The 24923-nt window shown below is 49.9% G+C and carries 28 protein-coding genes; all 28 read right to left on the bottom strand.

Translation table 11 applies throughout. The features are described 5' to 3' along the window. Positions 1-26: 26 nt before the first annotated feature. On the bottom strand, positions 27-443 hold the full coding sequence (locus QW71_RS06745; RefSeq protein WP_039295224.1) for a hypothetical protein: 417 nt from the start codon (positions 441-443) through the stop codon (positions 27-29). A 2-nt stretch (positions 444-445) separates the two neighbouring features. Then, the gene (locus QW71_RS06740; protein ID WP_039295222.1) at positions 446-943 is read right to left on the bottom strand and encodes a chemotaxis protein CheD; all 498 of its coding nucleotides are present in this window, start codon (positions 941-943) and stop codon (positions 446-448) included. Further along, positions 936-1529, bottom strand: a complete 594-nt coding sequence (locus tag QW71_RS06735; RefSeq protein WP_216626453.1) for a chemotaxis protein CheC — start codon at positions 1527-1529, stop codon at positions 936-938. Before QW71_RS06735 ends, QW71_RS06740 begins: the two co-directional genes overlap by 8 nt. Before the next feature lie 36 nt (positions 1530-1565). Continuing rightward, the gene (locus QW71_RS06730) at positions 1566-2027 is read right to left on the bottom strand and encodes a chemotaxis protein CheW (protein ID WP_039295214.1); all 462 of its coding nucleotides are present in this window, start codon (positions 2025-2027) and stop codon (positions 1566-1568) included. Between the two features lie 27 nt (positions 2028-2054). Next, positions 2055-4142, bottom strand: a complete 2088-nt coding sequence (locus QW71_RS06725; RefSeq protein WP_039295212.1) for a chemotaxis protein CheA — start codon at positions 4140-4142, stop codon at positions 2055-2057. Positions 4143-4176: 34 nt separating this feature from the next. Beyond that, positions 4177-5592 (bottom strand): chemotaxis response regulator protein-glutamate methylesterase, encoded by a 1416-nt coding sequence (locus QW71_RS06720; RefSeq protein WP_039295208.1) that lies wholly within the window; start codon positions 5590-5592, stop codon positions 4177-4179. A 35-nt stretch (positions 5593-5627) separates the two neighbouring features. Further along, on the bottom strand, positions 5628-6509 hold the full coding sequence (locus tag QW71_RS06715) for a MinD/ParA family protein (RefSeq protein WP_039295204.1): 882 nt from the start codon (positions 6507-6509) through the stop codon (positions 5628-5630). Further along, positions 6506-7909, bottom strand: a complete 1404-nt coding sequence (flhF, locus tag QW71_RS06710) for a flagellar biosynthesis protein FlhF (RefSeq protein WP_039295201.1) — start codon at positions 7907-7909, stop codon at positions 6506-6508. The genes QW71_RS06715 and flhF overlap by 4 nt, the downstream gene beginning before the upstream one ends. Further along, positions 7906-9888 carry a flagellar biosynthesis protein FlhA gene (flhA, locus tag QW71_RS06705; protein WP_371916295.1) on the bottom strand — a complete coding sequence of 661 codons (1983 nt, stop codon included), beginning with the start codon at positions 9886-9888 and terminating at the stop codon, positions 7906-7908. Before flhA ends, flhF begins: the two co-directional genes overlap by 4 nt. Before the next feature lie 71 nt (positions 9889-9959). Beyond that, complete coding sequence (flhB, locus tag QW71_RS06700; protein ID WP_039295197.1) at positions 9960-11054, bottom strand: flagellar biosynthesis protein FlhB; 1095 nt, start codon at positions 11052-11054, stop codon at positions 9960-9962. 22 nt (positions 11055-11076) lie between these two features. Further along, positions 11077-11868, bottom strand: coding sequence for a flagellar biosynthetic protein FliR (gene fliR, locus QW71_RS06695; protein ID WP_039295194.1), 792 nt, complete (start codon positions 11866-11868; stop codon positions 11077-11079). Between the two features lie 4 nt (positions 11869-11872). Then, on the bottom strand, positions 11873-12142 hold the full coding sequence (gene fliQ, locus QW71_RS06690; protein ID WP_036692523.1) for a flagellar biosynthesis protein FliQ: 270 nt from the start codon (positions 12140-12142) through the stop codon (positions 11873-11875). Positions 12143-12164: 22 nt separating this feature from the next. Next, positions 12165-12929, bottom strand: a complete 765-nt coding sequence (fliP, locus tag QW71_RS06685) for a flagellar type III secretion system pore protein FliP (protein ID WP_039295192.1) — start codon at positions 12927-12929, stop codon at positions 12165-12167. Then, a complete protein-coding gene (locus tag QW71_RS06680; RefSeq protein WP_039295189.1) occupies positions 12926-13456 on the bottom strand; it encodes a flagellar biosynthetic protein FliO in 531 nt (176 codons plus the stop codon). The genes fliP and QW71_RS06680 overlap by 4 nt, the downstream gene beginning before the upstream one ends. A gap of 9 nt (positions 13457-13465) precedes the next feature. Then, positions 13466-13831, bottom strand: coding sequence for a response regulator (locus QW71_RS06675; RefSeq protein ID WP_039295187.1), 366 nt, complete (start codon positions 13829-13831; stop codon positions 13466-13468). Positions 13832-13857: 26 nt separating this feature from the next. Then, positions 13858-15168 (bottom strand): flagellar motor switch phosphatase FliY, encoded by a 1311-nt coding sequence (fliY, locus tag QW71_RS06670; protein WP_039295184.1) that lies wholly within the window; start codon positions 15166-15168, stop codon positions 13858-13860. After that, on the bottom strand, positions 15158-16156 hold the full coding sequence (gene fliM / locus QW71_RS06665; RefSeq protein ID WP_039295181.1) for a flagellar motor switch protein FliM: 999 nt from the start codon (positions 16154-16156) through the stop codon (positions 15158-15160). The genes fliY and fliM overlap by 11 nt, the downstream gene beginning before the upstream one ends. Positions 16157-16196: 40 nt before the next feature. After that, positions 16197-16664: a flagellar basal body-associated FliL family protein gene (locus QW71_RS06660; RefSeq protein ID WP_039295180.1), complete on the bottom strand. Its 468-nt coding sequence runs from the start codon at positions 16662-16664 to the stop codon at positions 16197-16199. Further along, positions 16661-16885, bottom strand: a complete 225-nt coding sequence (locus QW71_RS06655; protein WP_039295177.1) for a flagellar FlbD family protein — start codon at positions 16883-16885, stop codon at positions 16661-16663. The genes QW71_RS06660 and QW71_RS06655 overlap by 4 nt, the downstream gene beginning before the upstream one ends. A 122-nt stretch (positions 16886-17007) precedes the next feature. After that, positions 17008-17826 (bottom strand): flagellar basal body rod protein FlgG, encoded by an 819-nt coding sequence (gene flgG / locus QW71_RS06650; protein ID WP_039295174.1) that lies wholly within the window; start codon positions 17824-17826, stop codon positions 17008-17010. A 124-nt stretch (positions 17827-17950) separates the two neighbouring features. After that, the gene (locus QW71_RS06645) at positions 17951-18334 is read right to left on the bottom strand and encodes a TIGR02530 family flagellar biosynthesis protein (protein ID WP_039295171.1); all 384 of its coding nucleotides are present in this window, start codon (positions 18332-18334) and stop codon (positions 17951-17953) included. Beyond that, positions 18331-18816: a flagellar hook assembly protein FlgD gene (gene flgD / locus QW71_RS06640; protein WP_039295169.1), complete on the bottom strand. Its 486-nt coding sequence runs from the start codon at positions 18814-18816 to the stop codon at positions 18331-18333. The genes QW71_RS06645 and flgD overlap by 4 nt, the downstream gene beginning before the upstream one ends. Positions 18817-18842: 26 nt before the next feature. Then, on the bottom strand, positions 18843-20306 hold the full coding sequence (locus QW71_RS06635) for a flagellar hook-length control protein FliK (RefSeq protein WP_052769919.1): 1464 nt from the start codon (positions 20304-20306) through the stop codon (positions 18843-18845). A 22-nt stretch (positions 20307-20328) separates the two neighbouring features. Further along, complete coding sequence (locus QW71_RS06630; protein WP_235441409.1) at positions 20329-21288, bottom strand: MotE family protein; 960 nt, start codon at positions 21286-21288, stop codon at positions 20329-20331. Between the two features lie 18 nt (positions 21289-21306). Next, positions 21307-21750: a flagellar export protein FliJ gene (gene fliJ, locus QW71_RS06625; protein ID WP_039295167.1), complete on the bottom strand. Its 444-nt coding sequence runs from the start codon at positions 21748-21750 to the stop codon at positions 21307-21309. 6 nt (positions 21751-21756) lie between these two features. Further along, positions 21757-23070: a flagellar protein export ATPase FliI gene (gene fliI / locus QW71_RS06620; protein ID WP_039295284.1), complete on the bottom strand. Its 1314-nt coding sequence runs from the start codon at positions 23068-23070 to the stop codon at positions 21757-21759. Next, a complete protein-coding gene (locus tag QW71_RS06615) occupies positions 23063-23911 on the bottom strand; it encodes a FliH/SctL family protein (protein WP_039295164.1) in 849 nt (282 codons plus the stop codon). Before QW71_RS06615 ends, fliI begins: the two co-directional genes overlap by 8 nt. Further along, positions 23904-24920: a flagellar motor switch protein FliG gene (gene fliG, locus QW71_RS06610; RefSeq protein WP_036692485.1), complete on the bottom strand. Its 1017-nt coding sequence runs from the start codon at positions 24918-24920 to the stop codon at positions 23904-23906. The genes QW71_RS06615 and fliG overlap by 8 nt, the downstream gene beginning before the upstream one ends. Between the last annotated feature and the right edge of the window lie 3 nt (positions 24921-24923).

Below are 24923 nucleotides of genomic sequence, written 5' to 3'. Positions count from 1 at the left end.
TTACGGACTTTCGCCGCAGCACTCGCTTATTCTTCTTTCAGGTGACGAACGGCCTTGGCCAATTCTTCAGGATCTTTCATAGAGACCAGTTTTGGAGGCTGCAGAGGTGTGAAACCACTCAAGTCCACACTTCCCGCTTCCCGTTTCGGAGTCAGCAGGTCCTTCAATTCCTGATCCTCTTCCGGCGTCTGAATATCAAGCTTGGCACCAAGTGCCTCACCGTTATCTTCAAATCCGGCTTCAAGCTCTGAAGATTCAGAGGATTTCCCAATAATAACACCCAATACCCATCTTAGAAGGAAAGCAAGCACAAACCAGATAATAAATCCATATATTCCCCGGATCAGGCTGGTTCCAACTAAATTATGCCCGTAGTTTGTAAGAAACGTAAATAGAAATCCAATCAACCCGAGACCTGTGCTTAATAATATTTTCTTGCTCATGGCTATATTTCCTTCGGGCCTTTTTGAACGCTGCGGATAAAGAGCACCCCGGTATTGCAGGCGATTTCTATCGTACGTCCATAATTGCCACCCGTGTCCTCCGCGATCAGCGGAATGTTCAAAGCGTCCAATGCTAGTTTGCAGGATTCCACATTACGAGGCCCGATCCTCATGGTGTCACTCCCCCCGGCAAATGCGAACATCTGCGAGCCTCCGGCCATCTTGGCCACAATCCGGCTCCGGACCGCCCCTAGCGCCAGCAGGCGGGATAAAAGCTCAGGCACAGCGGTATCGGCAAACTTGGCAATATTCATCTGTCCTTCCCGGGCAATATCTGACGAGGGCAGCATGACATGTGCCATGCCTGCAAGTCTTTTGCCTGGATCAAACAGTGTCAGGCCAACACAGGAACCAAGACCGGTTGTACGGATAAGACTATCCTGGCTCCCTATGTTAAGATCCGCCATGCCTACTTTAATAATGCTCTGTTCTTCAATCATTATCAAACGGTACTCCTAATGCCTTGAATATTTTGGGGAATGATTCGGGATCGGGAATAAGGAAAAATTGCCCTTCAATCTCATTTTGGCCTTCCAGGAACGTCGTATCGATCAGCAGCGCATCATCACCCATTTGACCGAACTGCAGCAGCCCGTATCCAAGAATCGCCCCGGCCATATCCATAGCAAGCGCCGGTACTGTCGGATACATGGAGAGTGAGGTAAAGTCAGCCAGTGATGAAAGGTAGGAGCCGGCAAGGATATTGCCGATTTCGCTCAGTGCGGATAACTCCATTTCACTGAGCTCTTCACCGCCTGAAATCTCAATTCCGGCAATCCGGCTGAGCAGATTGGTCGCTGCTTCCGGAGAGAGAATGAAGAACAGGTTGCCCGGAGCTTCACCTTCTACACGGAGGAATACAGCATACACCAATTCTTCAGCTCCGCCGACCTTATCTGTAATCTCCTCAAAACTGAGAAGCTGCACCTTAGGTACAGCCATATCAATCGGCTTATTGAGCAGCTGAGACAACGCGGTGGCGGCGTTGCCGGCTCCAATATTCCCGACTTCTTTCAGCACATCCATTTTGAAATCCTTGAAGTTTTTGAATAGCTCCACTGGCTAGCCCTCCAGGCTTTCCAGTTGCACGATTTCGCCCTTATTCAGCACTTCGGACAAGTTAAGCATAATCAGCAGACGGTCTTCTCCAATTTTGGCCACCCCGTCCAGATACTTCGCTTTGATCCCGCCTACAACATCCGGTGGTGTATCAATAATATCACGGTTCAAATCAATAACATCATTCGCAGAATCGACGATGAAGCCTACTTCCATCTCATTCACATTCACAATAATGATCCGGGTCTGGTCTGTATGCTCTGCTTCCTCAATACTGAAACGGCCGCGCAGATCAATTACGGGGATGACTACACCGCGCAGATTGATTACACCTTTGATAAACGAATAGGTCTTGGGCACGCGGGTAATGGGCATCATACGCTCGATGGTCTGGACCTTCTCCACTTCAATGCCGTATTCTTCAGTGCCAAGCTTAAATACTATGACTTTGATATCTTCAGCCATGGAATGAACCTCCCTGTTCTATCCTGATTATTTAATAAAAGCATTCGGATCAATAATAAGTGCAACTTGCCCGTCACCAAGAATAGTGGCACCGGAAATCCCTTGAACATCTGGCAGATACTTGCCGAGATTCTTGATGACAATTTCATTCTGTCCGATAAAGTCTTGAACCGCCAGGGCAACCAGGCGCTCTCCCTTACGTACAACCACAATCTCTGTTTCCTCTTCGGTGCTCTCATCATAGTCCGGAATAGAGAAGATCTTGCTCAGTGAAACGAGCGGAATATGGCTGCCCCGGAATTCCAGCATTTTGTTACCGTGAATGGTACGGATCTGAGACTGTTTCACAATCCCTGTCTCTACTATGGAAGAGAGCGGAATTGCATATTTCTCTGAACCCAGACGAACCAGCATGGCTGCGATAATCGACAGAGTCAGCGGGAGCTGAACGGAGAAGTTCGTGCCTTTACCCGGTGTAGAGTAAATGGTGACGTTGCCGCCCAGTGAGGAGATCTTTGCTTTGACTACATCCAGACCGACCCCGCGGCCCGATACGTCAGAGATCACCTCTGCGGTACTGAAGCCCGGTGCAAACAGAAGCTGATACGCTTCATCATCAGACATCGCATTAGCCTGCTCCTGGGTAATGGCGCCTTTCTTAACAGCAGACCCCAGAATCTTCTTCGGATAGATGCCTCTGCCATCCTCTTCAATCTCGATAAAGACATGGTTGCCGCTATGGAAAGCCCGGAGGTGGACGGTCCCTGTCTCCGGCTTCCCGGCAGCGACACGGTCCGCTATGGACTCAACACCGTGGTCTACTGCATTACGCAGCAAATGTACAAGCGGATCACCAATCTCGTCAATTACGGTACGGTCCAGCTCTGTTTCAGCACCGGTAACGATCAGATCAACTTTCTTGTCAAGCGATTTGGCAAGATCGCGCACCATCCGCGGGAACCGGTTAAATACGGTATCCACCGGTACCATGCGCAGCTTCATCACTATATTCTGCAGATCCCCGCTGACCCGGCCCATATGTTCAACCGTTTCGGTAAGATCCCCGTTCTGCACTTCGGAAGCCAGCTGTTCCAGACGAACGCGGTCAATGAGCAGCTCACTGAACAGATTCATAAGTACATCCAGACGCTCGATGTCCACGCGGATCGTGCGGGAAGGAGAAGGCGCTCCGCCAGCTCTTGCCGGTGCTGCCTTATTCTCTTCCTTGCCATGTGCGGAAGCAGCCGGTGAAGCGTTAGAGGCAGCAGGAGCAGTCTCCGCTGCCGAAGCAGGGGCAGGCGCTTCTGCGGTAGCTGCAACACTTTCCTGTCCCATCTGACGCAGGGATTCCTGATCAAGTGCTACGGCTGTAACCGTATCGATCTCCGACAAATTCAGGATCATCTTCTGAATTTCACTGGCATCCTTTTGGGTTATGTAGTAGAGGGAGAATCCGTAATCGAATTTCTCCTGCTCTATGTCCTGAACCGAAGGGAAGGACTTAACAACTTCTCCTGAACGCTCCAGAAGGTCGAAGACCATATATGCACGCACTGCCTTAAGCTGACAGTCCTTGCGGATAGCAACATCAACATACAGCACCTGATGGCCTTCCTGCAGCGACTGCTCCAGCACAGAGTACTGGAATTCATCCAGAAACACCTGGGCATCCGTGGCATTGCCGGCAGCAGCCGCAGTGACTTCTGCAGCAGCTCCGCCGGCGGCAGCGGGAACCTCTCCCCGGACGATAGCCTGGAGGGAAGTTACAATTGCCGATACATCAGCCTTCCCCTCTCCTCCGCCTGTGATGTCTTCCACCATGGACTCCAGAGCATCAATACTCTTGAACAGGGTGTCAAAAATGAAAGCCTGCATCCGCAGTTTATTGTTACGCACCAGATCAAGCACATTCTCCATTTGGTGCGTAAGCGAAGCCAAATCCTCAAAACCCATTGTAGCCGCCATACCTTTCAAGGTATGGGCAGAGCGGAAAATCACCTGGACAATACTCAGATCTTCAGGATTTGCTTCCAGCCCCATCATGCTTTCGTTCAATGACTGCAGATGATCATTTGACTCATCAATAAACATGGATAAATATTGGTTCATGTCCACTAACGAGCACCTCCCCTTCGAGTTCGCTTTTCCTTTATTTAACGGCTTGCACCAGCCTTGGAGCAATTTCTTGCAAAGGCAGGATATGTTTCACGCACTGTAGCTCCACTGCAGACCGCGGCATTCCGTAAACGACACAGGTCTCTTCACTCTCGGCAAAGGTTGACGTCACACCCGAGTCATAGAGTGCCTTCATCATACGGGCCCCGTCGCTGCCCATCCCGGTCATAATGACCGCATGACGTTCAAGTGAGGTAAGCTGCAGTACCGATTCGAACAGTGTATCTACAGAAGGCCGATGTCCGTTACGGGCTTCTTCCTTGGTAAGCTCAATCACATATTGGCCGCCGGCCGCCGGAGCAACCTTCAAATGATAACCGCCGGGAGCTATATACGCAGCCCCCTGCCGCAGAACCATGCCATGCTCCGCTTCAGCAACCTCCAGCGCGCTGAAGGTATTCAGCCGCTGAGCCAGCGATTTGGTGAAATTAGGCGGCATATGCTGAACAATGACAATCGGTGCCGGAAAATCACCGGGAATGTTCTCCAGGAACGCCTTGAGCGCCCGGGGACCGCCGGTAGAGCATCCTACAGCAACCAGCTTGCGCAGGCCCCTGTTTCCGTTCACGGGGCCTGCCTGCGCTACAGGAGGATCAATGAAGCCTCCTGTGGCCGTCTCAGCGGCAGCAGCCCGCAGATCGGGCAATACTGCTCCCGTATCCCCTTGGGTCCGGCTTCTGAAGCGTCCGGATGCAGGAGGTGGCACTGCCGGAGCCGGCTTGCCCAGCCGCTTTGTAACTTCACTGACAGGGCCTTTCACTGGCAGATTCTTGTCTGCCGGCAGCTCCAAAGGTGCTCTGCCCTTCGGCTTCAGCGTATCCTGGACCGGCTTGCGCAGGGAGTTCGTTTCTTTCTTAAGCGGCTCTGCCTTACGCTTCACTGGTTCTATGACCGTTCGCGGAGCAGGAGGCGGCGCTGGCAGAACGGGCTGATCAGCAGGCGGCAGTTCAGGAGCCTTGTAAGCAGAAGCGCGTGCTTCACGCTGTTCGCGCGCCAGCATGGCTTCCTTCATCTGCTCGCGGAGTGATTCCCCGACTGCGATAATATCCTGGGAGTTTGAAATGGACGGCTTTCGGATGAAATCGAAAGCCCCCCATTCCAAAGCCAGAATGGTTTCCTTCATCCCCTCTTCATTAATGCCTGACAGCATAATGACTGGAAGCGGACGCTGGGCCATTATTATTTTCAGCGCCTCCAGACCATTCATTTCCGGCATTTCCACATCCATGGTTACCAGATCCGGACGAAGCCCGTTCACTTTCTCGATAGCTTCACGGCCGTTGGACGCCGTTGCTGTTACCTGAAAGTCAGGATCGTTTTCAATTAAATCGGAAATGATTTTACGCATAAAAGCGGAATCATCAACGACCAAAACCTTGTATGGCCTCATAGCATTTCCACCTCTGTCCCTCAAATTCAGAACAATTATTTGTTTCGTTTCAACCACTTGCTGATAAATCCCTTGATGCCCTGTACTTTAGCGGTTTCTACTGAATCAACAGCCAGATAGCTCAGCGCAAGCCGGTGCACATCTTTAGCTGCTATACTGTTCGGAAAAGCCACTGAGAATGGAATTTGTTTCTTCACTGCCTGAACTACATGGGGATCACTGCTTATATAGCCCAGAAACGGGAGTTCGAGCTGCAGAAACCGGCTGGCGGCCATGCGGATTTTATCACTGGTCACTCTTGCTTCCCGTTCATCTCCCGCCTGATTGACAATCAGCCGGAAGGAAACCTCAGGATGCGAATTATGAACAACTTTCATCAGCGCGTATGCATCCGTAATCGCGGTAGGCTCAGGTGTCGTTACAACCAGGCAGTCATCTGCAGAAGTGATAAACTTCATCGTTTCCTTCGACAATCCGGCCCCTGTGTCAAAGAGTATAAAGTCCATCGTGTCGGCAATTTGCGCAATCTGAGCGGTAAAGTAGTCCAGATCAGCTTCTGAGAGTGAGAACAGCTCATCCATTCCGGAACCGCCTGCGATAAAAGGTAAGGATTCCGGACCCAGCTGAATGATCTGTCCGATATCGGCTTCCCGCTTAAGCAGATGGTACAGATTGTATTTCGCTGACACGCCCATAAGCACGTCTATGTTAGCCATGCCGATATCGGCATCGAACAACAGGACTCTACGCCCCAGGGATTTCAGTGCAAGTGCAAAGTTAAGGGTGAAATTCGACTTTCCGACTCCCCCCTTTCCGCTGCATACGGTAATGATCCGGGCAGAGACTCCGCTGCCGGTGAGCTGCCTGGAATCCTGGCTGGATACTAACCGTCTTAAAGCTTGCGCCTGATCCATCACTCGCCCCCTGTTCCCAGCAGCATTCCGGTAATCTGCTCTCTGGTAGCCATCAGAAGATCATCAGGAACATTCTGGCCATTCGTAATATAAGAGAGCTTTAGCGGAAAATCATTCAGAACATTGAAGAGCGGGCCATAGCTGCCTGTTTCATCCAGCTTTGTGAAAATAACCTTATCCAACGGGTATCTGCCAAAGTGCTCAGCGATCTTTTTCATGTCGCGGCTTTTGGAGGTCAGGCTGAGCACCAGGAAGGTTTCGCTTTTAAGCTCCTTGGCAAGCAGACTCTGCAGTTCGGCCACCAGCATTTCATTGCGGTAGTTCCGGCCTGCAGTATCCATAAGTACCAGATCACAGCCCTCCAGGCGGAACATGGCTCTTTGCAGATCCCCGGGTGACTGGACAACCTCCAGCGGCATATTCAAAATGGATGCGTATGTTCTAAGCTGCTCGACTGCTGAAATCCGGTAGGTGTCCGAGGTAATCAGGCCCACTTTGCGGCCCTGCTTAAACAGCTGCTCCGCCGCCAGTTTGGCAATGGTCGTTGTCTTGCCTACACCTGTAGGTCCGGCAATGTATACGATCTTTGTATCGGGAGCAATTCCTTTACCGATGCGTCCGGCCAGGAATTCACCGATTTGCTCTTCCAGTGCTTCACCGAAGCGATCCGCACTCCAGCCGCTGCCTTCTCCCCGGTAGCGCTCCAGAACATTTCCAATCCATTCATCCACAAGTACAGCGTCTGTCTCCTGATCAATCAGACGGCCTTTGAGCACTTCCAGCGCGTCCGGCAATTCAGCTGTCCCGGAGGAATAACGTGCGATACGTTCCATCCAGTGCTTCATATCCCTGATTTCACGAAGGACATCGCTCTCTTGTGCAGGAACACCGCCAGGGGCAGGCTCTTCCGCGACAAGGGAATCATAGATTGCCGAGAGAGCTCTGCGGCTCTCCTCCGGATTTGGAACCGGCTGCGGCTCTTTGGCGGGTTCGACTGCCGTAATGTCCGGCTCCTCTGTCTTGGATAGTGCCGTCATCACCGCTACGCCTCCGCCGCCCTGATCAGAAAGTGCAGCGGCAATCTCGGCAAATGAGCGGGCTGATGTTGTTTCTTTCACCGGACCAGCCTGTGGAGCAGATGCTGAAGCCGCCTTTTGGTAAGCTTGCGGAACAGCGCTTCGTGGTATATTCATCGGTTGAGCAGGTGCTTTTTCCGGCACGGCCGGCTTCTGCGTATTCTCAACGGCTGCCACGACTTCGATTTTCTTTTTGGTGAACATGCCCATAAATCCGCCGACTTTCACCTCTTTGGTGCTTAAAATGACGGCGTCGCTTCCAAGTTCGCTGCGGATGGAATGCATGGCGTCAGGCATCGTATCGACCACATAACGCTTCACTCTCATAAATTCACCACCCCAACGCTTTGAATTTCAATATTTGGCTCGAGCTCGCTGTAAGACAACACCGGGATATCCTGCATCGTCCGTTCAATCACCTGCCGCAAGTACATTCTAATGGTAGGAGATGTCAAGACGATCGGCTGCTGTCCGGATTGCAGGAGACGGTTAATCTGCTCCGTAAGCCGCTGATAGACGGTTTGAGTGGAAACAGGATCAAGTGCCAAATAGCTGCCTTGCTCTGTCTGCTGAACACTTTCGGTAATCTTCTTTTCAAGTGTGGGACCTACCGTAATTACACGCAATGTTTCACCCGATTGTGAGAATTGCTGTGTAATCTGCCTAGACAGGGACTGCCGGACATATTCCGTCAGAATATCAGGATCCTTGGTGTATGTACCATAATCCGCCAGAGTCTCGAAGATCGTTACCAGATCCCGGATGGAAATCTTCTCACGGAGCAGCTTGCCAAGGACTTTCTGAATATCACCAACCGCCAGTATGGAAGGAATGAGTTCGTCCACCAGAACGGGATAATTCTCCCTGAGATTGTCGACCAGCTGTTTGGTCTCCTGACGTCCCAGCAGCTCATGACCGTGACGTTTGATTAGCTCTGTCAAATGTGTGGCTACAACAGAAGGGGGATCCACTACCGTATAACCGGATAACTCCGCCCGTTCTTTAACAGATTCATCAATCCATAATGCAGGTAATCCAAACGATGGTTCGATAGTCTCAATCCCGCTAATCGACTCGTCATCATAACCGGGACTCATGGCAAGATAGTGATTAAGTAATAATTCACCGCCGCCAACGTTATTTCCTTTAATTTTGATGACATATTCATTCGGTTTTAGTTGAATATTGTCGCGAATACGAATAACCGGCACGACTAGACCCATCTCAAGCGCACATTGCCGTCGAATCATGATGATACGGTCGAGCAGATCGCCCCCCTGTCCCGTATCCGCCAAAGGAATCAGGCCATAGCCGAATTCGAACTCGATCGGATCAACCGTCAGCAGATTAATGACACTTTCGGGACTACGCACTTCTTCTATCTGCTTCTCCTCTACCAGCTGTTCATCGGCAATCTGCTGCCTGCTGGCCTTCTGCCCCATGCTGTAGGCCGCATAAGCCATCAGACCCGCCAGAGGCAATGTAGACATCACCGTAATCGGGGTGAAGAAACCCAGAAAAGCAATGGTCACTGCTACAATATATAGAAGCTTAGGATAAGACAGCAATTGTCCAGTCAAATCTTCAGCCAGATTACCTTCCGAAGCCGCCCGGGTTACGATCAGACCGGAAGCGGTGGAAATAAGCAGTGCCGGAATCTGACTGACCAGGCCATCCCCGATCGTCAGTATGGAATAGGTCGAAAGTGCATCCTGGAAGGACATTCCGTGGATTGTCATCCCGATAATAAAGCCGCCGATCAGATTGATCAGCAGGATGATAATACTGGCAATGGCGTCACCTTTAACGAATTTACTCGCACCATCCATGGCTCCGAAGAAATCCGCTTCGCGTTCAACATTACGCCGGCGCTCGCGCGCCTGCTGCTCATTGATCATCCCTGCATTCAGATCCGCATCGATACTCATCTGTTTACCGGGCATCGCATCCAGTGTAAAGCGTGCCCCCACCTCGGCAACGCGCTCTGAGCCTTTGGTGATTACAATGAACTGCACAACAACCAGAATCAGGAAGACGATGAAACCTATAGCGATTTGTCCCCCTGCAATCCAGCTTCCGAATGTAGCTACCACCTCACCGGCATGACCATCACCAAGAATCAGTTTGGTGGTAGAGATATTCAAGGCTAACCGGAACAGTGTAGTGATCAAGAGTAATGAAGGGAAAATCGAGAACTGCAGCGGATCCTTCGTATTCATTGCGACCAATATAATGGTCAGGGCTATTGAGATATTGACAATTAACAGTACATCCAGAAGCCAGACAGGGATGGGCAGAATCATCATAAGCACAATGCCGATTACGCCCAGTAGAACTGTTAGATCTCTAGCTTTCAATGTCCTTAACCTCCCCCGGCTTATCTCCTCTTACCTTTAAGCTTGTATACATAGGCCAGCACTTCGGCAACAGCCTGGAACAAATCGGCCGGAACCACATCACCGATTTCCGCTCTCTGGAATAGCGCCCGTGCCAGCGGCTTATTCTCCATAGTCACAACACCATGCTCCTTGGCCAGCTCCCTGATACGGAGCGCCACATAATCCTGGCCCTTGGCTATAATCTGCGGAGCCTCCATTTTGGAACCGTCATACTTCAGGGCAACTGCAAAGTGGGTCGGGTTCGTGATGATAACATCGGCCTTAGGGACCTCCTGCATCATCCGCTGCATCGCCATTCTGCGCTGGCGTTCCCTGATTTTACCTTTAATGATGGGGTCGCCCTCCATCTTTTTGTACTCGTCCTTGATGTCTTGCTTGGACATTTTCAGACTTTTCTCATGCTCGTATTTCTGATAGATATAGTCCAGAACGGCCATGATAAAAAGAGCCGCCGCAATCTTGATGCCCAGGCTCATGGTCAGCTTCGCAGCGAAGCCGAACACACTTTCAGCGCTAACACGTGCGAGGGAAGCAAAGCTCTCCTTCTCCCCCCAGAGCGTGCTGTAGACCAGATAGGCTATCAGCACCAGCTTGAAGATCGATTTGAGGAACTCTACAAACGAACGCATGGAGAAAATATTCTTGAAGCCTTTGATCGGATTGATCTTCTCGAACTTAGGTGTAATCCCTGCCCCGCTAGCCATAAAGCCTACCTGCGCAAAGTTGGCCACAAGCGCCAGAAGGAAGGTGATGCCCAGCAGGGGAGCCAGCAAAATCAGAATCTGCAGCCCGTACTGGTTGAACAGCTTGGAGATATTCTCCGCTGTTACTTCCATCATCATCCGGTTCTGAAACACATCTGTGAACAGCTTGACAAAGCGTTCTTTCATGAATCCGCCGAAAATGCTCAGCGACAACAATGCCGAGAACAGCACCACTGCGCCGGACATCTCCGCGCTCTTGGCAACCTGCCCTTTCTTGCGGGCGTCCTGCCGTTTCTTCGGGGTGGCCTTCTCAGTCTTATCTCCCCCGAACAGCTGAAGATTTAATTTATATCGTTTCGGCTTAGCCATGACACTCTCTCCTTACCGTTACCTAAGGACTCTTCCCCACGAGGCCAAGTAAGTTATGCATGGACTCAAACATAATGTCGAAGAGATTCTGGAACAGCACAGCCAGCCCCGGCATCAGTATTAGAAGTAGCGCCAGACCTACAATGATTTTGAGCGGAACCCCGATGACGAATACATTATATTGCGGAGCAGTTCTCGCCAGGAAGGCCAGACCCACATCCGTTAAGAATAGTGCGGTAACCAGCGGCGCCGACATTTGAAAGGCCAGCATGAAGGATTGTGCGAAGGTGCGTATCAGGAATTCCGACAAGCTTCCGTCGATCATTTTGAGGAACAGGTCATTGTCGATCGGCACCCATTTATAACTGTAAACAATGGCATCCAGCAAATAGTGATGTCCGTTCATCGCCAGAAACAGCAGCAGCGCAATCATATACTTGAAGTTACCGATGATAGGAGCAGATGCACCAGTCATCGGGTCAATTACATTGGCGATACCAAACCCGATCTGAATATCGATAAAAGAACCCGCCGTCTGAATCGTCATAAACATCAGATACGCGACAAATCCAAGCAGCAGTCCGATTAAAGCTTCTCTGACGATCAGCAGAATAAAATTGAGATCCTGCGGAACGGTGACGTTCATCCCGCCTGAGCTGAAGATAACCATGGAAACAAAAAAAGACAAACCAATTTTGAATGTTGTCGGCACACTTTGCGAAGAAAAGACAGGGACGACAACAAAAAAGGCTGTAATTCGACAAAAAATCAGCAGAAAGACTGGAAAACTTTGCAGCAGGGTCTCTATATTCATAATCTCAACCGATATACATATAGAGGCTGCCCAAAATTTGACTGGTGAAATCCACCAGCTTCGTTATAATCCACGGACCGAATAGCAGTAATGCGAGCAGTACGGCAACGATTTTGGGAACAAACGCCAGGGTTTGCTCCTGAATCTGGGTCGTGGCTTGAAATATACTGACGATCAGTCCTACCACCAGACCAAGAATCAGCATGGGGGCGCTGGTTTCCAGCACCAAATATACGGCTTGGCCGGCTAGACCGATAATAAACTCCGCATTCATCCCTTACGCCTCCTCTTAAGGGTCAGGTGTTAAAACTTAGCAGCAGTGATTTGACTACTAGGTACCAGCCGTCCACTAGCACAAAGAGCATAATTTTGAAAGGCAAGGATATCATGACCGGCGGCAGCATCATCATCCCCATGGCCATTAGCGTACTGGATACTACGATATCAATAATGAGAAAAGGTATAAAAATCATAAAGCCCATCATAAACGCTTTTTTCATCTCACCAATCGCAAACGCCGGTACCATAACTGTCAAAGGGATATCATTGTAACTGGCCGGTTTGACCGTAGCATTGTTGCCGGTATAGTTCATGAACAGCAGCAGGTCCTTGGTATTGGTCTGCTTGAACATAAATTCCTTCAGCGGTTCCTGCGCTTTATTGAGCGCCTCGCTCTGGGTCAGCGTGCCTTTCATATACGGCTGTAAGGCCGTTTCATTCACTGTTGCCAGTGTCGGTGACATAATAAACAGGGTCAGGAACAGAGCCAGTCCCACAAGCACCTGGTTTGGGGGCATTTGCTGCGTACCGAGCGAAGTTCTTACGAACCCCAGTACGATCACTATCCGGGTAAAGCTTGTCATTAACACCAGAAATGAAGGAGCTATGCTCAGAACCGTTACCAGCAGCAGTATGGAAATTGAACTCGTGCCACCGCTTGCAGTATCGTTATCACCGACCTGAATACTGATATTAGGAATAGGATCCGCGTGAACCGGATGCAGAAGAACAATACTGAATATACCTAGAAGCAGTAACGAAAGAATCAGCTTTTTTTTCATAAATCCCTCGACTCATTCTTAAGGTCTTCATCCCGCAGCAGCTCTTCGAGCTTCTCTTTACGCTCAGGCGCAAGCGCAAGCTTGGACTGCAGCGTCTCATAGAAAGACGAAGTCTCATTAAGTTCAATTTCCTGGGACGGGACTTCACCGCGCAGCTTGGATTTGATTTTGGCGATAAGCGGTGTAATAAAGTTGTCAGTTCCTGACGTTTGATCTTCGAATGCGGAAATGATTAAAGCAACTTCTGCCGGATCGGTGATTTTATCCATCATGGATATATTCTCACCCACTCCGATCAGATAGAGGCTGCCGCCGAGTTCGATGATCTGAATCGACTTATTCGGACCGAGCCCCATCGCACCAAGTGTACGGATGGAACGGCCGCTCATCATTGTCTGATTGCGGCGTCCCAGAAAACGGATCAGCAGCACGATAAGAATGACAATTACTGCAAGAACGAAAACAACTTTGAGCAAATTCAGCAGGGCATTACTACCGTCTCCGAGCGTTCCGGAATTGGCTAACATACCTGTTTCCTACACACCCAACGTTTTATTGATAGCTTCAATTACACGGTCAGCCTGGAAAGGCTTAACGATAAAGTCCTTCGCTCCGGCTTGAATTGCATCAATGACCATAGCCTGCTGACCCATGGCTGAACACATGATGACTTTGGCATTGGCATCTACTTTTTTGATTTCTTTTAGGGCGGCGATTCCGTCCATTTCAGGCATGGTGATATCCATCGTGATCAGATCCGGACGCAGTTCCTTAAATTTCTCTATAGCCTGTGAACCGTCCTGGGCTTCACCCACTACCTCAAATCCGTTCTTCGACAAAATGTCCCGGATCATCATTCTCATAAATGCTGCATCGTCCACGATTAGAATTCGGTTACCCATTTTTACAAAATCCTCCCTAAGTATGCTTATTGTAATTTTTGTATACGGTCCCACTGGCTGACGATATCCGTAACGCGGACACCGAAGTTTTCGTCTATAACTACGACTTCCCCTTTGGCAATGAGCTTGTTGTTAACCAGAATGTCAACAGGCTCGCCCGCCAGTTTGTCCAGTTCGATAATCGAACCTTGCGACATTTCCAGAATATCTTTGATCTGCTTCTGGGTCCTTCCTAATTCTACGGTCACTCTCAGTGGTATGTCCATCAATAAATTTAAATTATTTTCGTCAATATTGCCAAAAGCCCCTGCACTGAGGTTGGCAAATTGTACCGGCTGCACATTCACATTGCGATTAGGTGCAGAATTCTGCGGCGGCGCCTGAGGATATGGCATTCCTTGAGGCGGCATTCCATAAGGCGGCATACCCGGCATTCCATAGGCTGGCATACCGGCCGGAGGATAATAATAGCCACCTTCAGGCATTCCCGGATATGGCGGCATTCCCTGCGGCGGATATTGAGGAGGGATCCCTCCAGGGTCAGGTGCCGGCATCTGCTGCTGTACCGGAGGTGCTGCCGGAGCAGGTTCTGGTGCTGCAGCGGGTTTGGGAGGTGTTTCGGTCGACGTAACGGCCGCTTCCTGGTCAGCCTGGCTGACATCACCTAATAGCATGGTCACCATGTCTTTTGCGAACGGTACCGGCAGCAGCTGCATAATCGTGGAATCGATCAAATCTCCGATCTTCAGCCGGAACGAAATCTGGATTAATGTTTCATCATCCGGCAGGCTTCCAACCCCTTCTCCACTGGACATATTTAGAATATCGATGCCTGGAGGAGAAATATTGACGAATCTGTTAAATATAGTCGACATGGAAGTTGCGGATGAGCCCATCATCTGATTCATGGCTTCCTGCACGGCGCTGATATGAATTTCATTCAATTCCTCGTCTTTGGGTTCACCTTCACCGCCAAGCATTAAATCGGCAATGACCTGTGCATCCCTGATCTTGATAACCAGTGAATTGATCCCCTGGAAACCGTCCACATACTGTACATGAACTGCGACATGAGGTTTAGGGAATGCTTCCTCGAACTCACTGCGGGTAATAATCGATACCTTTGGAGTCGTGATATCAACCTTTTTGCCGAGTAGAGTAGATAGCGCAGTCGCTGCACTGCCAAATGTGATATTACCGATCTCTCCCAGCGCATCCTGTTCAAAAGGTGTTAAATAATCATCCACTGTCTTCGGCGAGGGAGCCAGGTTACCTTCCGCAGACTGTCTAAGAAGAGCATCTATCTCTTCTTGGGACAAATAATCTTTACTCGTCAAACTCTTCAACCCCTTCGCTGACAATCTCGTCTATTTGCACAGCCACTCGTTCTTTGATTATCCCAGGACTTCCGATGAATTTCAGCTTGTCCCCTACCTTGATTGACAGTCCGGAATCCACAGTCTTGTTAAGAGAAATCACGTCGCCGACACTGAGCCCGAGAAATTCAGCAATGGATAACCTCGATTCACCCAGCTCTGCTACTATCGGAAGCTGAGCCCGGTGAACTCTTGCCCGGATGGCTTCAAGCTCAACCTCATCCCGCACCTTCTTCTCGGATACAAACCACTGGTGAACAGACAGCCTCGACATAATCGGCTCAAGAACAACGTGAGGGATACAGAGGTTGATCATCCCGGTGGTATCTCCAATTTTGGTGCTGAGGGAGATAAGAGCAATCGTTTCATTTGGCGATACAATTTGCATAAACTGCGGATTCGTTTCCAGTGCTTCCATCCGTGGATGGATGTCCAGAACTGTCTTCCAGGCTTCCTGCAGACTTTCGAAACATCTGCTGAAAATTCTCTCCATAATTGTCGTTTCGATTTCAGTCAGGGCGTTAATCTTCGAAGGTGCTGTACCAAATCCGCCAAGCAGTCTGTCCAGCATGGCAAAGGCTATATTCGGATGCACCTCCATGACCATCCGGCCCTCTAAAGGTTCGGCTTCAAAAATATTCAGTATCGTCATTTTGGGAATGGAGCGGATAAACTCATCATAAGGGAGTTGCTCTACTTGAACGACACTGATTTGTACAAACGTACGCAATTGGGCCGAAAAGTACGTTGTAAGGTAGCGGGCAAAGTTATCATGGATCCGGGTAAGACTGCGGATATGATCTTTGGAGAAGCGTACGGCCCGTTTGAAATCGTAAGAGCGAATTTTTTTCTGGGTTTCTTCTTTTTTTAGTTCATCGGCATCCATTTCACCGGATGAGAGTGCAGCAAGCAGAGCATCAATTTCATTTTGTGATAGTACATCAACCAATTTCAATCACCCCCCCATCAAAGAATTATCCCGCCAGCAGTTACATTGGTGCCAAGATGAATTTGGTGAATTCGATCTGGGTAATCGTGCCTTCAGTCAAATTCTTATTGATTATGTTCACCAGTTTGCTGCTGAATTGATCTTTGCCGCTGGCCCCGTTTAAATCCTCAGGCCGGGCATCGGCAATCGCTTTGATAATAAGCGGTGCAATTTTAATAGCTTTTATCTTTTCGAATTCTTCCTTGGACTTCGCTGAATCTAGCTGAAACGCGATGTCAACTGAAAGGATATAATCGGGATCGGCAAGATTAGTTTTGATATCAGTGATTTCCGCCGTCAAGGCGACGATTTCATCCGCGCTTAGTCTCTTAGCTTCCACGTTCTGGACAGCCTGGTTCACATCATTCGCATCACTGGGGAAAAACCTGTCCATTAGTAAAAATGCGGCTACTACAATGAGCGTAATCGCCAGTAAAATCGTAATGAGCCATGGCATCATCTTCTTCATGAAAGCTCCTCCATCGATTGGACTTTAATGGTGGCAGCATGTGTGCCTATGTCCCTGTTGTATTCCTTGATCTTCTCAATGACTTCATCAGCCTTTTCAAGCACAATCAGCCTTTTGCCGGTTACGAGCGTGATATACGTATCCGGGGATTCTTCAACCATTTCAACCAGCAGGGCATTTAACCACATCGCCGCCCCATTCAATCTTGTTACCGAAATCATAACAGGCCTCCTAACAAAATAGGGGGAGGAGTCCCCCCCACGACTATAATAACGATACCGCCTCAGGCGGAAAGTTACTATTATACAGCAAGTTTATGACTAACCCTCATATTCTCAAAAACTTAACGCTTGAGGTTAACAACTTCCTGGAGTACTTCATCTGAAGTTGTAATAATACGTGAGTTCGCCTGGAAACCACGTTGTGACACGATCATCTCCGTGAACTCGTTCGTCAGATCGACGTTAGACATTTCCAACTGGCCGGCAACAATTGAGCCTGTTCCTACTTCAGCATTGTTGGCAGTAGTCGGTTCCAGCGCTCCCTCTGCGTTGGCATTCAACGTCATCCGGTACAGATTGCCGCCGATTTTCTCAAGACCTTGCGGGTTGCTAACTTTGGCAACACCGATCACTAAATCTGAATTTATTGTTCCGTCCTCCAACGTTTGCAAAATCGTACCATCATTGGAGATGGAGAATGCGGTAGCACCTTCATCTAATTGAATAGCTTCTCCACCTGAACTAAGCACATGCATTCCATCCGAGGTCACAAGATTCCGGTTAGAATCCACATGAAAGTCGCCAGCACGTGTCAGAAATGGTGTCTCCTGATCATCAGTCAGACCCACTAGGAAGAATCCATCCCCATCAATCCGCAGATCCGTAGGGTTATTAGTAGTCATGGCACTGCCCGCCAAATGCATCGTGTCCACAGAACCAATGCTTACCCCTAGCCCGATCTGTTTGGCATTAACCCCGCCTTGTCCGCCTTCAACAGGTGCCGTAACACCGGATACCGTCTGGCTCATGATGTCCTTGAACATTACGCGGCCTGATTTGAAGCCGATGGTGTTGACGTTGGCAATATTGTTACCGATAACGTCCAGCTTAGTCTGGAACCCGCGCATACCTGATACTCCTGAATACATAGATCTTAACATTATTTGTCGTCCTCCCGGATTTAGAGTCTTTGCAGACTCTTAAAATTAGAATGATGGAAATTGGAGTGATGCCCGCGTCAGTCGGTCGGCGGACATTCCGGCTCTCCAGTTAGGACCAGCCGGTTCATGAAATAATTACTGCACTGTCAATCTGCGTAAATACATTATCTTTCATAGACTTCCCATCCATAGCTGTAACTACGGTACGGTTCGCAACACTTACGATTAACGCCATATCTTTCATCAGGATCAGCGATTCTTTGCTGCCCTTGGCTGCTGCCTTGTCTACCGCAGACGAGATTTGGTCCAATTGGCGGCTGCCAAGCTCAATCCCCCGCTGTTCAAGCCGCTTTGCCGCATGATTGCTGAACTTCAGCATATTCTTCTGCAGCACGCTCTCAAATGAAGCTTCAGAGCTTACAGAGCTCTTGGCTGACTGCTGACGTTGCAGCGTTGAAGGGTGTACACTCGCCGGATACAGCTGGCCTATTGTCAGTCTGTCGCTCATGTGGTCGCCCCGCTCTCCCCGCCGCCCGTTGAAGTATCACTGCCCGCTGCCGGTTCAGCAGAGGGATTCTGAATTTGTGTGATATCTGTTAAGGCGATCCGCTCACTGCCTACAACCGCGTACTGTACACCGCTGCTCACAACAATGGATTCTACATTGCCTGATTTCGGTAATTTGGTTTGGGCATCCATCCAAGTGACATCTTTGCCGATCAGACCGGATACAGAACCTAGTGACTGATTCAGCGCCGTAAGCTGGGTGGAAATGTTCATTAGCTGTTCGACAGATGAAAACTGGGCCATCTGGGCGATAAATTCCTTATCCTCCATCGGCTGCATCGGGTCCTGATTCTGCAGCTGGGTAATCAATATTTTTAGAAATTGATCCTTGCCCAGTGTCGAGCTGCCTGTTGTCTTGGTAGTTGAACTATCCGATACGTAATTCCATGAGTTACTGCCAGAAACGGGATTCGTTGTTGCCATTTCATTTCACCTCGCTTGTCCAGTTATTATACTTTGGCCGAAAAACTGCCGTTCTGATTATTATCTTGCTGCGTTGCCGAGACCCAATCTTTCCATTCTCCATTAAGCTCTGCGGCAAGCACCGCATCTGCGGATTCTTCCTGGCGCTCTCGAGAGCGTCTGCCCTGCTGTTGTCCGCCAGCTCCCGTCTGTTGACCCTGCTGTCCGGTCCATTGTGACTGAGCCGATGGGTTGTTCTGGGTTACCTCAAGTCTTTCTACCTGAAGGCCTTGGGACTGTAAAGCTAAACGAAGCTGGTTCATCTGTTGCTCAAGAATATCCTTCGTCCCGCTATGCTGGGTCAGGAATTGGGCAACCAGATTACCATTTTGCATCGATATCTTCACATCGACTTGTCCAAGATTCTCCGGGAATAAGGTGATTGTAGCCTCAGCTACTCCGCCCTTTTTGACGATCTCCAATTTACCGCTGATAAAAGTGTTCATTTCCTGAGCGAATTGCTGAACCGGCACTGGTGAGGTTGGTGCTTTCAGTGGTGCGGAAATTCCGTTACTGAGCGATAACTGGCCTAAAGTAACGATTTCAGGCTCGCCAGCTGATGTTTTGACGGCCGGCAAAGCTTCCTCGGCAGTTGCCGTCTCCTTGACTGAAGCTATCCCCGTGGAAAGGAGCTGAGGGCTCTCTTCTGCAGTTACGGTTGTACCGTTAACTGCCTTTGATACTGGAGCAGCCTCTGTCTTAACTGCGGCGGAATCCAAAAATGTACGGATATTTGAAACTAGTCTTCTACTATCCTCAACATTCTGTTTGGTTTCTGTTCCGGATGCCTGCTTAAGCGATGCTGACGAAGCCTCTGTTGTACTTACTGTCTTAAGCTTGGGTTTGTTATCGGCAGGCACGCTTTCAGCCAGAATAGCCGAGAATTGATTCAACAGTGCAGCGCCTTTGGTTGCTGTTTCTTCACTTCCGCTTACAGCTGCATCCTGAACCAATTGAACCAGGCTGTTCAGCTCATCCTGGACTGCAAAACGCAGGGTTTCCGGGTTCTGGGCAAGTGGCGACAAACCTGTAGATGCTACTGCTCCAGTGTCTGATGCATCTGTCTGTTCAGCCGGAGTATTACCGGATAAGAGCGCCGACACTTGAAGAATCCACCCTTGAAGAGCAGCAAGCAGTGCGGGATCAGCCTCCAGACTTGCATCCAGATTCTCCATGTCCTGAGTTAGGCCTTCCAGAAGTTCTGCTTTCTTGGCGTCTGTACTGGCGGATTCTTCACCCTTGGTCTGTACCGCGTTCAGAAGACCCTGCAGCAAGGAAGCCAGATTGCCTAATACAGGTGCTTCCGTCCCTTTAGCAGTAGTGCCTCCCATGCTTTGTACAAGCGTCTGGGCAAAAGGTGTAGCCGTACTGGCAGTTCCACTGGTACCCGTTGACGTTCCACCGGCAGCAGCCAGGTTACCTGCACTTAATGTTTGTACGATTAAACTCATCTTTTTCACCTCCCTTCAAGTGTTATTTACCGCCCATCAGCCGGTTTACAATTTTGGCTGTCTGTGCGCTGTCATTCTTGGTCATCTCCCCCAGGATAGAGGATCTTACAGTATCACTAACTGTGTTCAGTATTGTGATAACCTTGTCCGGGCTAATGCTGTACATCGAACCCAGCAGTGTAGCCGCGTCAGCAGCAGGCATTGAGGTAAAAGTCTGGCTGAGCTTCTCCCGATCAAGATTGGCTGAGGCTGCAGCCGTGGTTGTACCGGCTTCATCCTGTTTCAGTCTCGATTGAAGGGCTGCAATAGCCATATCGGTTGAATTCGTTGTTTCTTTTAGCTTTATAGATACATCCGCAGCTTTTTTCGGGTCCATTTTTTCCAGGATGGCCGTTTTGCTGGCATTGCTCATCACACTGAAGATTTGGACCATTTCATCTGTGGTCAAGTTCTCCATAATTGGTGCAGCTTTGGAGGCCTTCATTCCCGCATACAGCTTGGCCAGATCCGTAACCTGCTTGAGATATGGATCTTCCTCTTCCTCAGTGGCTGCAACTGCCGCGGCCGCTTCTTCCTTCATCCCGTCAATCTGCTTCTGAAGCGCCTCAGCTTTGTTAGCCTCGGACGCCTTGTCTTCTTCTGCCTGTTTCAGCTGCGCTGCCTGTGCGTTAAGCTGAGACTTCAGCTCTTTAATTGTGCTCTCCGAACTGGCCGCCTGCTCTTTACTTTCAGCTTTCGGATCATCTGCGGTTTCTCCGGCGGTATCTGAATCCGGATCCGGGGCAGGTTCAGGCACCCATTTCTCCACCACAGGAATCTTGTTCGCAATCTCAAGGACATTATTCCGGATGTCCATATTAAATAGGGTCAACAGTACTCCAAGCAATACAAGCGTGAAGATGATCGGAATCATCAAGAATAAAAAACGCTCGAATTTACCTGCCGACCCTTCATCTTCAAGTTCCATTTGATTATTTGCCACTAGCGGAAACCTCCCGGGTTAGAGGGATTTCATCGCGAAGCGGACGGTAGCCATCTCATCCAGTTCGTTTTGTTCCCGTAAACTCATATTCTGCAGAAATGCTGTTTGTGCTTTGTCTTTGGCCTTGAGCCATACCTTCTCATCCAGAACCTTGGTACTGAGATGATCCTGCTTGCTCTGAACCTCTATATGCGCCCGGCTAATATCGGAATGCTTGCGGGCAATACACTTATCCAGATAATCCACATAATCCTGCATTTCGCGAAGCTTAGCCATAGGTGTCTTTTGCTCAGCTGCACTCTGTAAAGACGACATTACCGCATTGCGCTGTATAATTAATTCATCAAGGCTTTTTTCCTGTGCCTGCAGTTCTCCGAGCGCGCTTGAGAGCATCCACTCTGCCTGTGTTTTTTCGTTACCCTTCAAGTCCACCACTTTTTGAAAAGTATAATGGAATCTCATGATCAATCAACTCCTCGAGAACTGTGAAATCAAAGACTGCTGCACTTCGCTAAGGGTTACCTTCTCGTTCACTTTTTGCTTGGTGAAATCCCAGATGCTGTCGATGTAATGCATCGATTCATCGATTTGGGCGTTCGAGCCTCTTTGGTAAGCTCCGATATTGATCAAATCCTCGGAATCCTTATAGACCGCCATAAGCCGCTTTACATTCTCGGCTGCAGCAATCTGCTCTTCCGGTGCTATATCCTTCATAACACGGCTGATGCTGGAGAGAACATCGATTGCCGGGAAATGTCCTTTATTCGCGATATTCCGGTTCAGGACAATATGTCCGTCCAGGATACCGCGCACAGCATCGGCGATCGGCTCGTTCATATCGTCACCGTCAACAAGCACTGTATAAAATGCGGTGATTGACCCTGTAGGGCCTGTTCCGGCCCGTTCCAGCAGCTTAGGCAAACTGGCGAACACCGACGGGGTGTACCCTCTCATTGCAGGAGGTTCACCTACCGCCAGCCCAACCTCGCGCTGGGCCATAGCATAACGGGTAACCGAGTCCATCATCAGCATGACATTCAGTCCGCGGTCACGGAAATATTCGGCGATTGTAGTGGCGATCAAAGCACCTTTGATCCGGATCAGCGCCGGCTGATCCGAAGTAGCCACGATAACCACCGAACGCTGCAGCCCTTCCGGCCCCAGGTCGCGCTCAATGAAATCAAGCACTTCCCTGCCCCGCTCACCGATAAGGGCAATAACATTCACATCTGCCGAAGTGTTACGGGCGATCATTCCCATCAGTGTACTCTTGCCGACGCCAGACCCTGCAAAAATGCCGACCCGCTGTCCTTTACCGATGGTGAGAAGTCCGTCAATCGCTCTGACCCCGATGCTGATAGGTTCAGCTACACGCGGACGGTTAAGCGGATTGGAAGGGATGTTGAAGGTCGAACTATGCGGCATACGGGCAGGAATGAGTGAGCCGTCAAGCGGCTGGCCCAAACCGTCAAGCACCTTGCCCAGCAGCTCCGAGCCTACCTGTACACTCAGCGGCTTGCCTGTGCCGACAACATCACAGCCAGGCCCGATGGCCTGCAGTTCTCCAAGCGGCATCAGCAGCACCTTGTTGTCACGAAATCCGACGACCTCTGCCTGAAGCGGCTTAGTTCCTTTGGCGGGATAAATAAAGCACACATCACCGATGCTGGCATCCGGACCTTCCGACTCCACCATCAGTCCGATGACCTGGGTAACCTTGCCGTTAATCCGGACCGGGTCAAAATTACGCAGCTGTTCTTTGTACTTTCCGCTGTCAAGCATCGTCTTCCCCATTTCTGTGTTCACCTACGTCCAGGGCGATTCGCAGCAGTTCTTTTTTGATCTCAGCCAGCTGGGTATCCACACGTGCGTCGATGCTGCCAAAGGAGGAGCGGATGACACAGCCCTGATCCTTAACCGTTGAGTCGGGAAGTATCTGCAGCTCTGCCTGTGAGTCCACGGCGAGTGAAAGCTCTTCTCGCGCTGCGTTGACAAACGCGAACTGTGCCGGAGAGACACATAAGGAAATCAACCCCTGCTCGCGCTTGCGGGCCAGGTTCTTACGGATCAGCTCCATTGCAAATTGCGGTTCCACGGTAAGCTGCTTGTCCACTATTTTCTCGGCGATATCGCAGCTCAGCTCTACCAGAAAAGGTTCAGCTTCTTGGATAATCACATCTCTTGCCCGGTACGCTTCCTGAAGTACTGTTCTTGCTTCCTCCATCATCTCGGCAAGCCGCTGGGACATCTCCTGCTCCGCATGGGCGAGACCTTCCTGGTAGCCTTGCTGAAACCCTTCAGACTTGACGGCTTCCACAAGATGCTCATCCTGCTCCCTGCGCTGCCGCCACCATTCTTCAGCTTCATTCCGTGCTGATTCCATAATATTCTCAGCTTCCTGAGATGCACTGCGGACCTGCCCTTCAGCAAAGTCCAGGGCATCTTTCAGCATTTGCTTGCGTGCCTGCTCTGCCGCTTCCCTGGCGGGATCCTGATAGTGGACTTCGCCTGGAGCCTCCTCGGCAACAGAATCTTCGGTAAGCCCTGCATGATGTCTGGCCTGCTCCAGCCGCTTCAGCACATCTACCGGAACATATTGAGAATGTTTGATCAGCTTAGACAATAATGTCATCTCCTCCGCCACGGGCGATGATAATTTCACCAGACTCTTCGAGTCTGCGGATCGTGCCTACGATGCGGGTCTGGGCTTCTTCCACATCACGCAGCCGCACAGGACCCATGTATTCCATTTCTTCGCGGAAGGTTTCCGCCATACGCTTGGACATATTGCGGAAAATAACATCCCGTACTTCCTCGCTGGCAACCTTGAGCGCAAGCTGCAAATCCGCATTGTCGATATCTTTGATGATACGCTGGATTGAACGGTTGTCCACATTGACGATATCCTCGAAGACGAACATCCGCTTCTTGATTTCTTCCGCCAACTCCGGATCCTGTATTTCCAGCGAGTCGAGAATGGTACGTTCCGTACCACGGTCAACACCGTTCAAAATCTGTACAATCGATTCAATACCGCCCGCATTTGTGTAATCCTGGGTAACTGTAGCCGACAGCTTTTGTTCCAGCACCCGTTCAATCTGGGTGACAACCTCAGGAGAGGTACTGTCCATAATCGCTATTCTCCGGGCAACCTCGGCCTGCTTCTCCTGAGGAAGGGAAGACAGGATAGAAGCGGCTTGTTCAAACTGCAAATAAGAGAGTACTAGTGCAATAGTCTGGACATTTTCGTTCTGGATAAAGTTGAGAATCTGGTTCGGGTCCGCTTTGCGGGCAAAATCGAACGGTCTTACCTGCAGCGTCGCCGTCAGTCGGTTAATAACTTCAAGAGCTTTGGCTGAACCCAGCGCTTTCTCGAGTATCTCCTTGGCATAGTTAATACCGCCTTGAGAGATATATTCCTGAGCCAGACAGATTTGATGAAACTCTGACATAATCGACTCTTTCTCTCCGCTGTCCACCTTGCGGACATTCGCAATTTCCAGAGTCAGCTGCTCGATTTCCTCATCTCTTAAATGTTTAAATATTTGTGCCGACACTTCAGGCCCTAGTGTGATAAGCAGGATCGCCGCCTTTTGACGGCCGCTAAGTCCCTGCTGGCTAGCTTTTGCCATTCC

Origin of the sequence: Paenibacillus sp. IHB B 3415 (genome assembly GCF_000802655.2) — a bacterium.
GTDB lineage: Bacteria > Bacillota > Bacilli > Paenibacillales > Paenibacillaceae > Paenibacillus_AQ > Paenibacillus_AQ phytohabitans.
The sequence above is the reverse complement of the archived record's forward strand: the minus strand, read 5'-3'. Positions and strand labels throughout refer to the sequence as shown.

Bases quoted from the DNA above. Each gene is read 5' to 3' on its own strand.
- QW71_RS06745 (WP_039295224.1), bottom strand. From the start codon at position 443: ATGAGCAAGAAAATATTATTAAGCACAGGTCTCGGGTTGATTGGATTT.
- QW71_RS06740 (WP_039295222.1), bottom strand. From the start codon at position 943: ATGATTGAAGAACAGAGCATTATTAAAGTAGGCATGGCGGATCTTAAC.
- QW71_RS06735 (WP_216626453.1), bottom strand. From the start codon at position 1,529: ATGGATGTGCTGAAAGAAGTCGGGAATATTGGAGCCGGCAACGCCGCC.
- QW71_RS06730 (WP_039295214.1), bottom strand. From the start codon at position 2,027: ATGGCTGAAGATATCAAAGTCATAGTATTTAAGCTTGGCACTGAAGAA.
- QW71_RS06720 (WP_039295208.1), bottom strand. From the start codon at position 5,592: ATGAGGCCATACAAGGTTTTGGTCGTTGATGATTCCGCTTTTATGCGT.
- flhF (WP_039295201.1), bottom strand. From the start codon at position 7,909: ATGAGAGTGAAGCGTTATGTGGTCGATACGATGCCTGACGCCATGCAT.
- flhA (WP_371916295.1), bottom strand. From the start codon at position 9,888: ATGATGATTCTGCCCATCCCTGTCTGGCTTCTGGATGTACTGTTAATT.
- flhB (WP_039295197.1), bottom strand. From the start codon at position 11,054: ATGGCTAAGCCGAAACGATATAAATTAAATCTTCAGCTGTTCGGGGGA.
- fliR (WP_039295194.1), bottom strand. From the start codon at position 11,868: ATGAATATAGAGACCCTGCTGCAAAGTTTTCCAGTCTTTCTGCTGATT.
- fliQ (WP_036692523.1), bottom strand. From the start codon at position 12,142: ATGAATGCGGAGTTTATTATCGGTCTAGCCGGCCAAGCCGTATATTTG.
- fliP (WP_039295192.1), bottom strand. From the start codon at position 12,929: ATGAAAAAAAAGCTGATTCTTTCGTTACTGCTTCTAGGTATATTCAGT.
- QW71_RS06680 (WP_039295189.1), bottom strand. From the start codon at position 13,456: ATGTTAGCCAATTCCGGAACGCTCGGAGACGGTAGTAATGCCCTGCTG.
- QW71_RS06675 (WP_039295187.1), bottom strand. From the start codon at position 13,831: ATGGGTAACCGAATTCTAATCGTGGACGATGCAGCATTTATGAGAATG.
- QW71_RS06660 (WP_039295180.1), bottom strand. From the start codon at position 16,664: ATGAAGAAGATGATGCCATGGCTCATTACGATTTTACTGGCGATTACG.
- QW71_RS06655 (WP_039295177.1), bottom strand. From the start codon at position 16,885: ATGATTTCGGTAACAAGATTGAATGGGGCGGCGATGTGGTTAAATGCC.
- flgG (WP_039295174.1), bottom strand. From the start codon at position 17,826: ATGTTAAGATCTATGTATTCAGGAGTATCAGGTATGCGCGGGTTCCAG.
- QW71_RS06645 (WP_039295171.1), bottom strand. From the start codon at position 18,334: ATGAGCGACAGACTGACAATAGGCCAGCTGTATCCGGCGAGTGTACAC.
- flgD (WP_039295169.1), bottom strand. From the start codon at position 18,816: ATGGCAACAACGAATCCCGTTTCTGGCAGTAACTCATGGAATTACGTA.
- QW71_RS06635 (WP_052769919.1), bottom strand. From the start codon at position 20,306: ATGAGTTTAATCGTACAAACATTAAGTGCAGGTAACCTGGCTGCTGCC.
- fliJ (WP_039295167.1), bottom strand. From the start codon at position 21,750: ATGAGATTCCATTATACTTTTCAAAAAGTGGTGGACTTGAAGGGTAAC.
- fliI (WP_039295284.1), bottom strand. From the start codon at position 23,070: ATGCTTGACAGCGGAAAGTACAAAGAACAGCTGCGTAATTTTGACCCG.
- fliG (WP_036692485.1), bottom strand. From the start codon at position 24,920: ATGGCAAAAGCTAGCCAGCAGGGACTTAGCGGCCGTCAAAAGGCGGCG.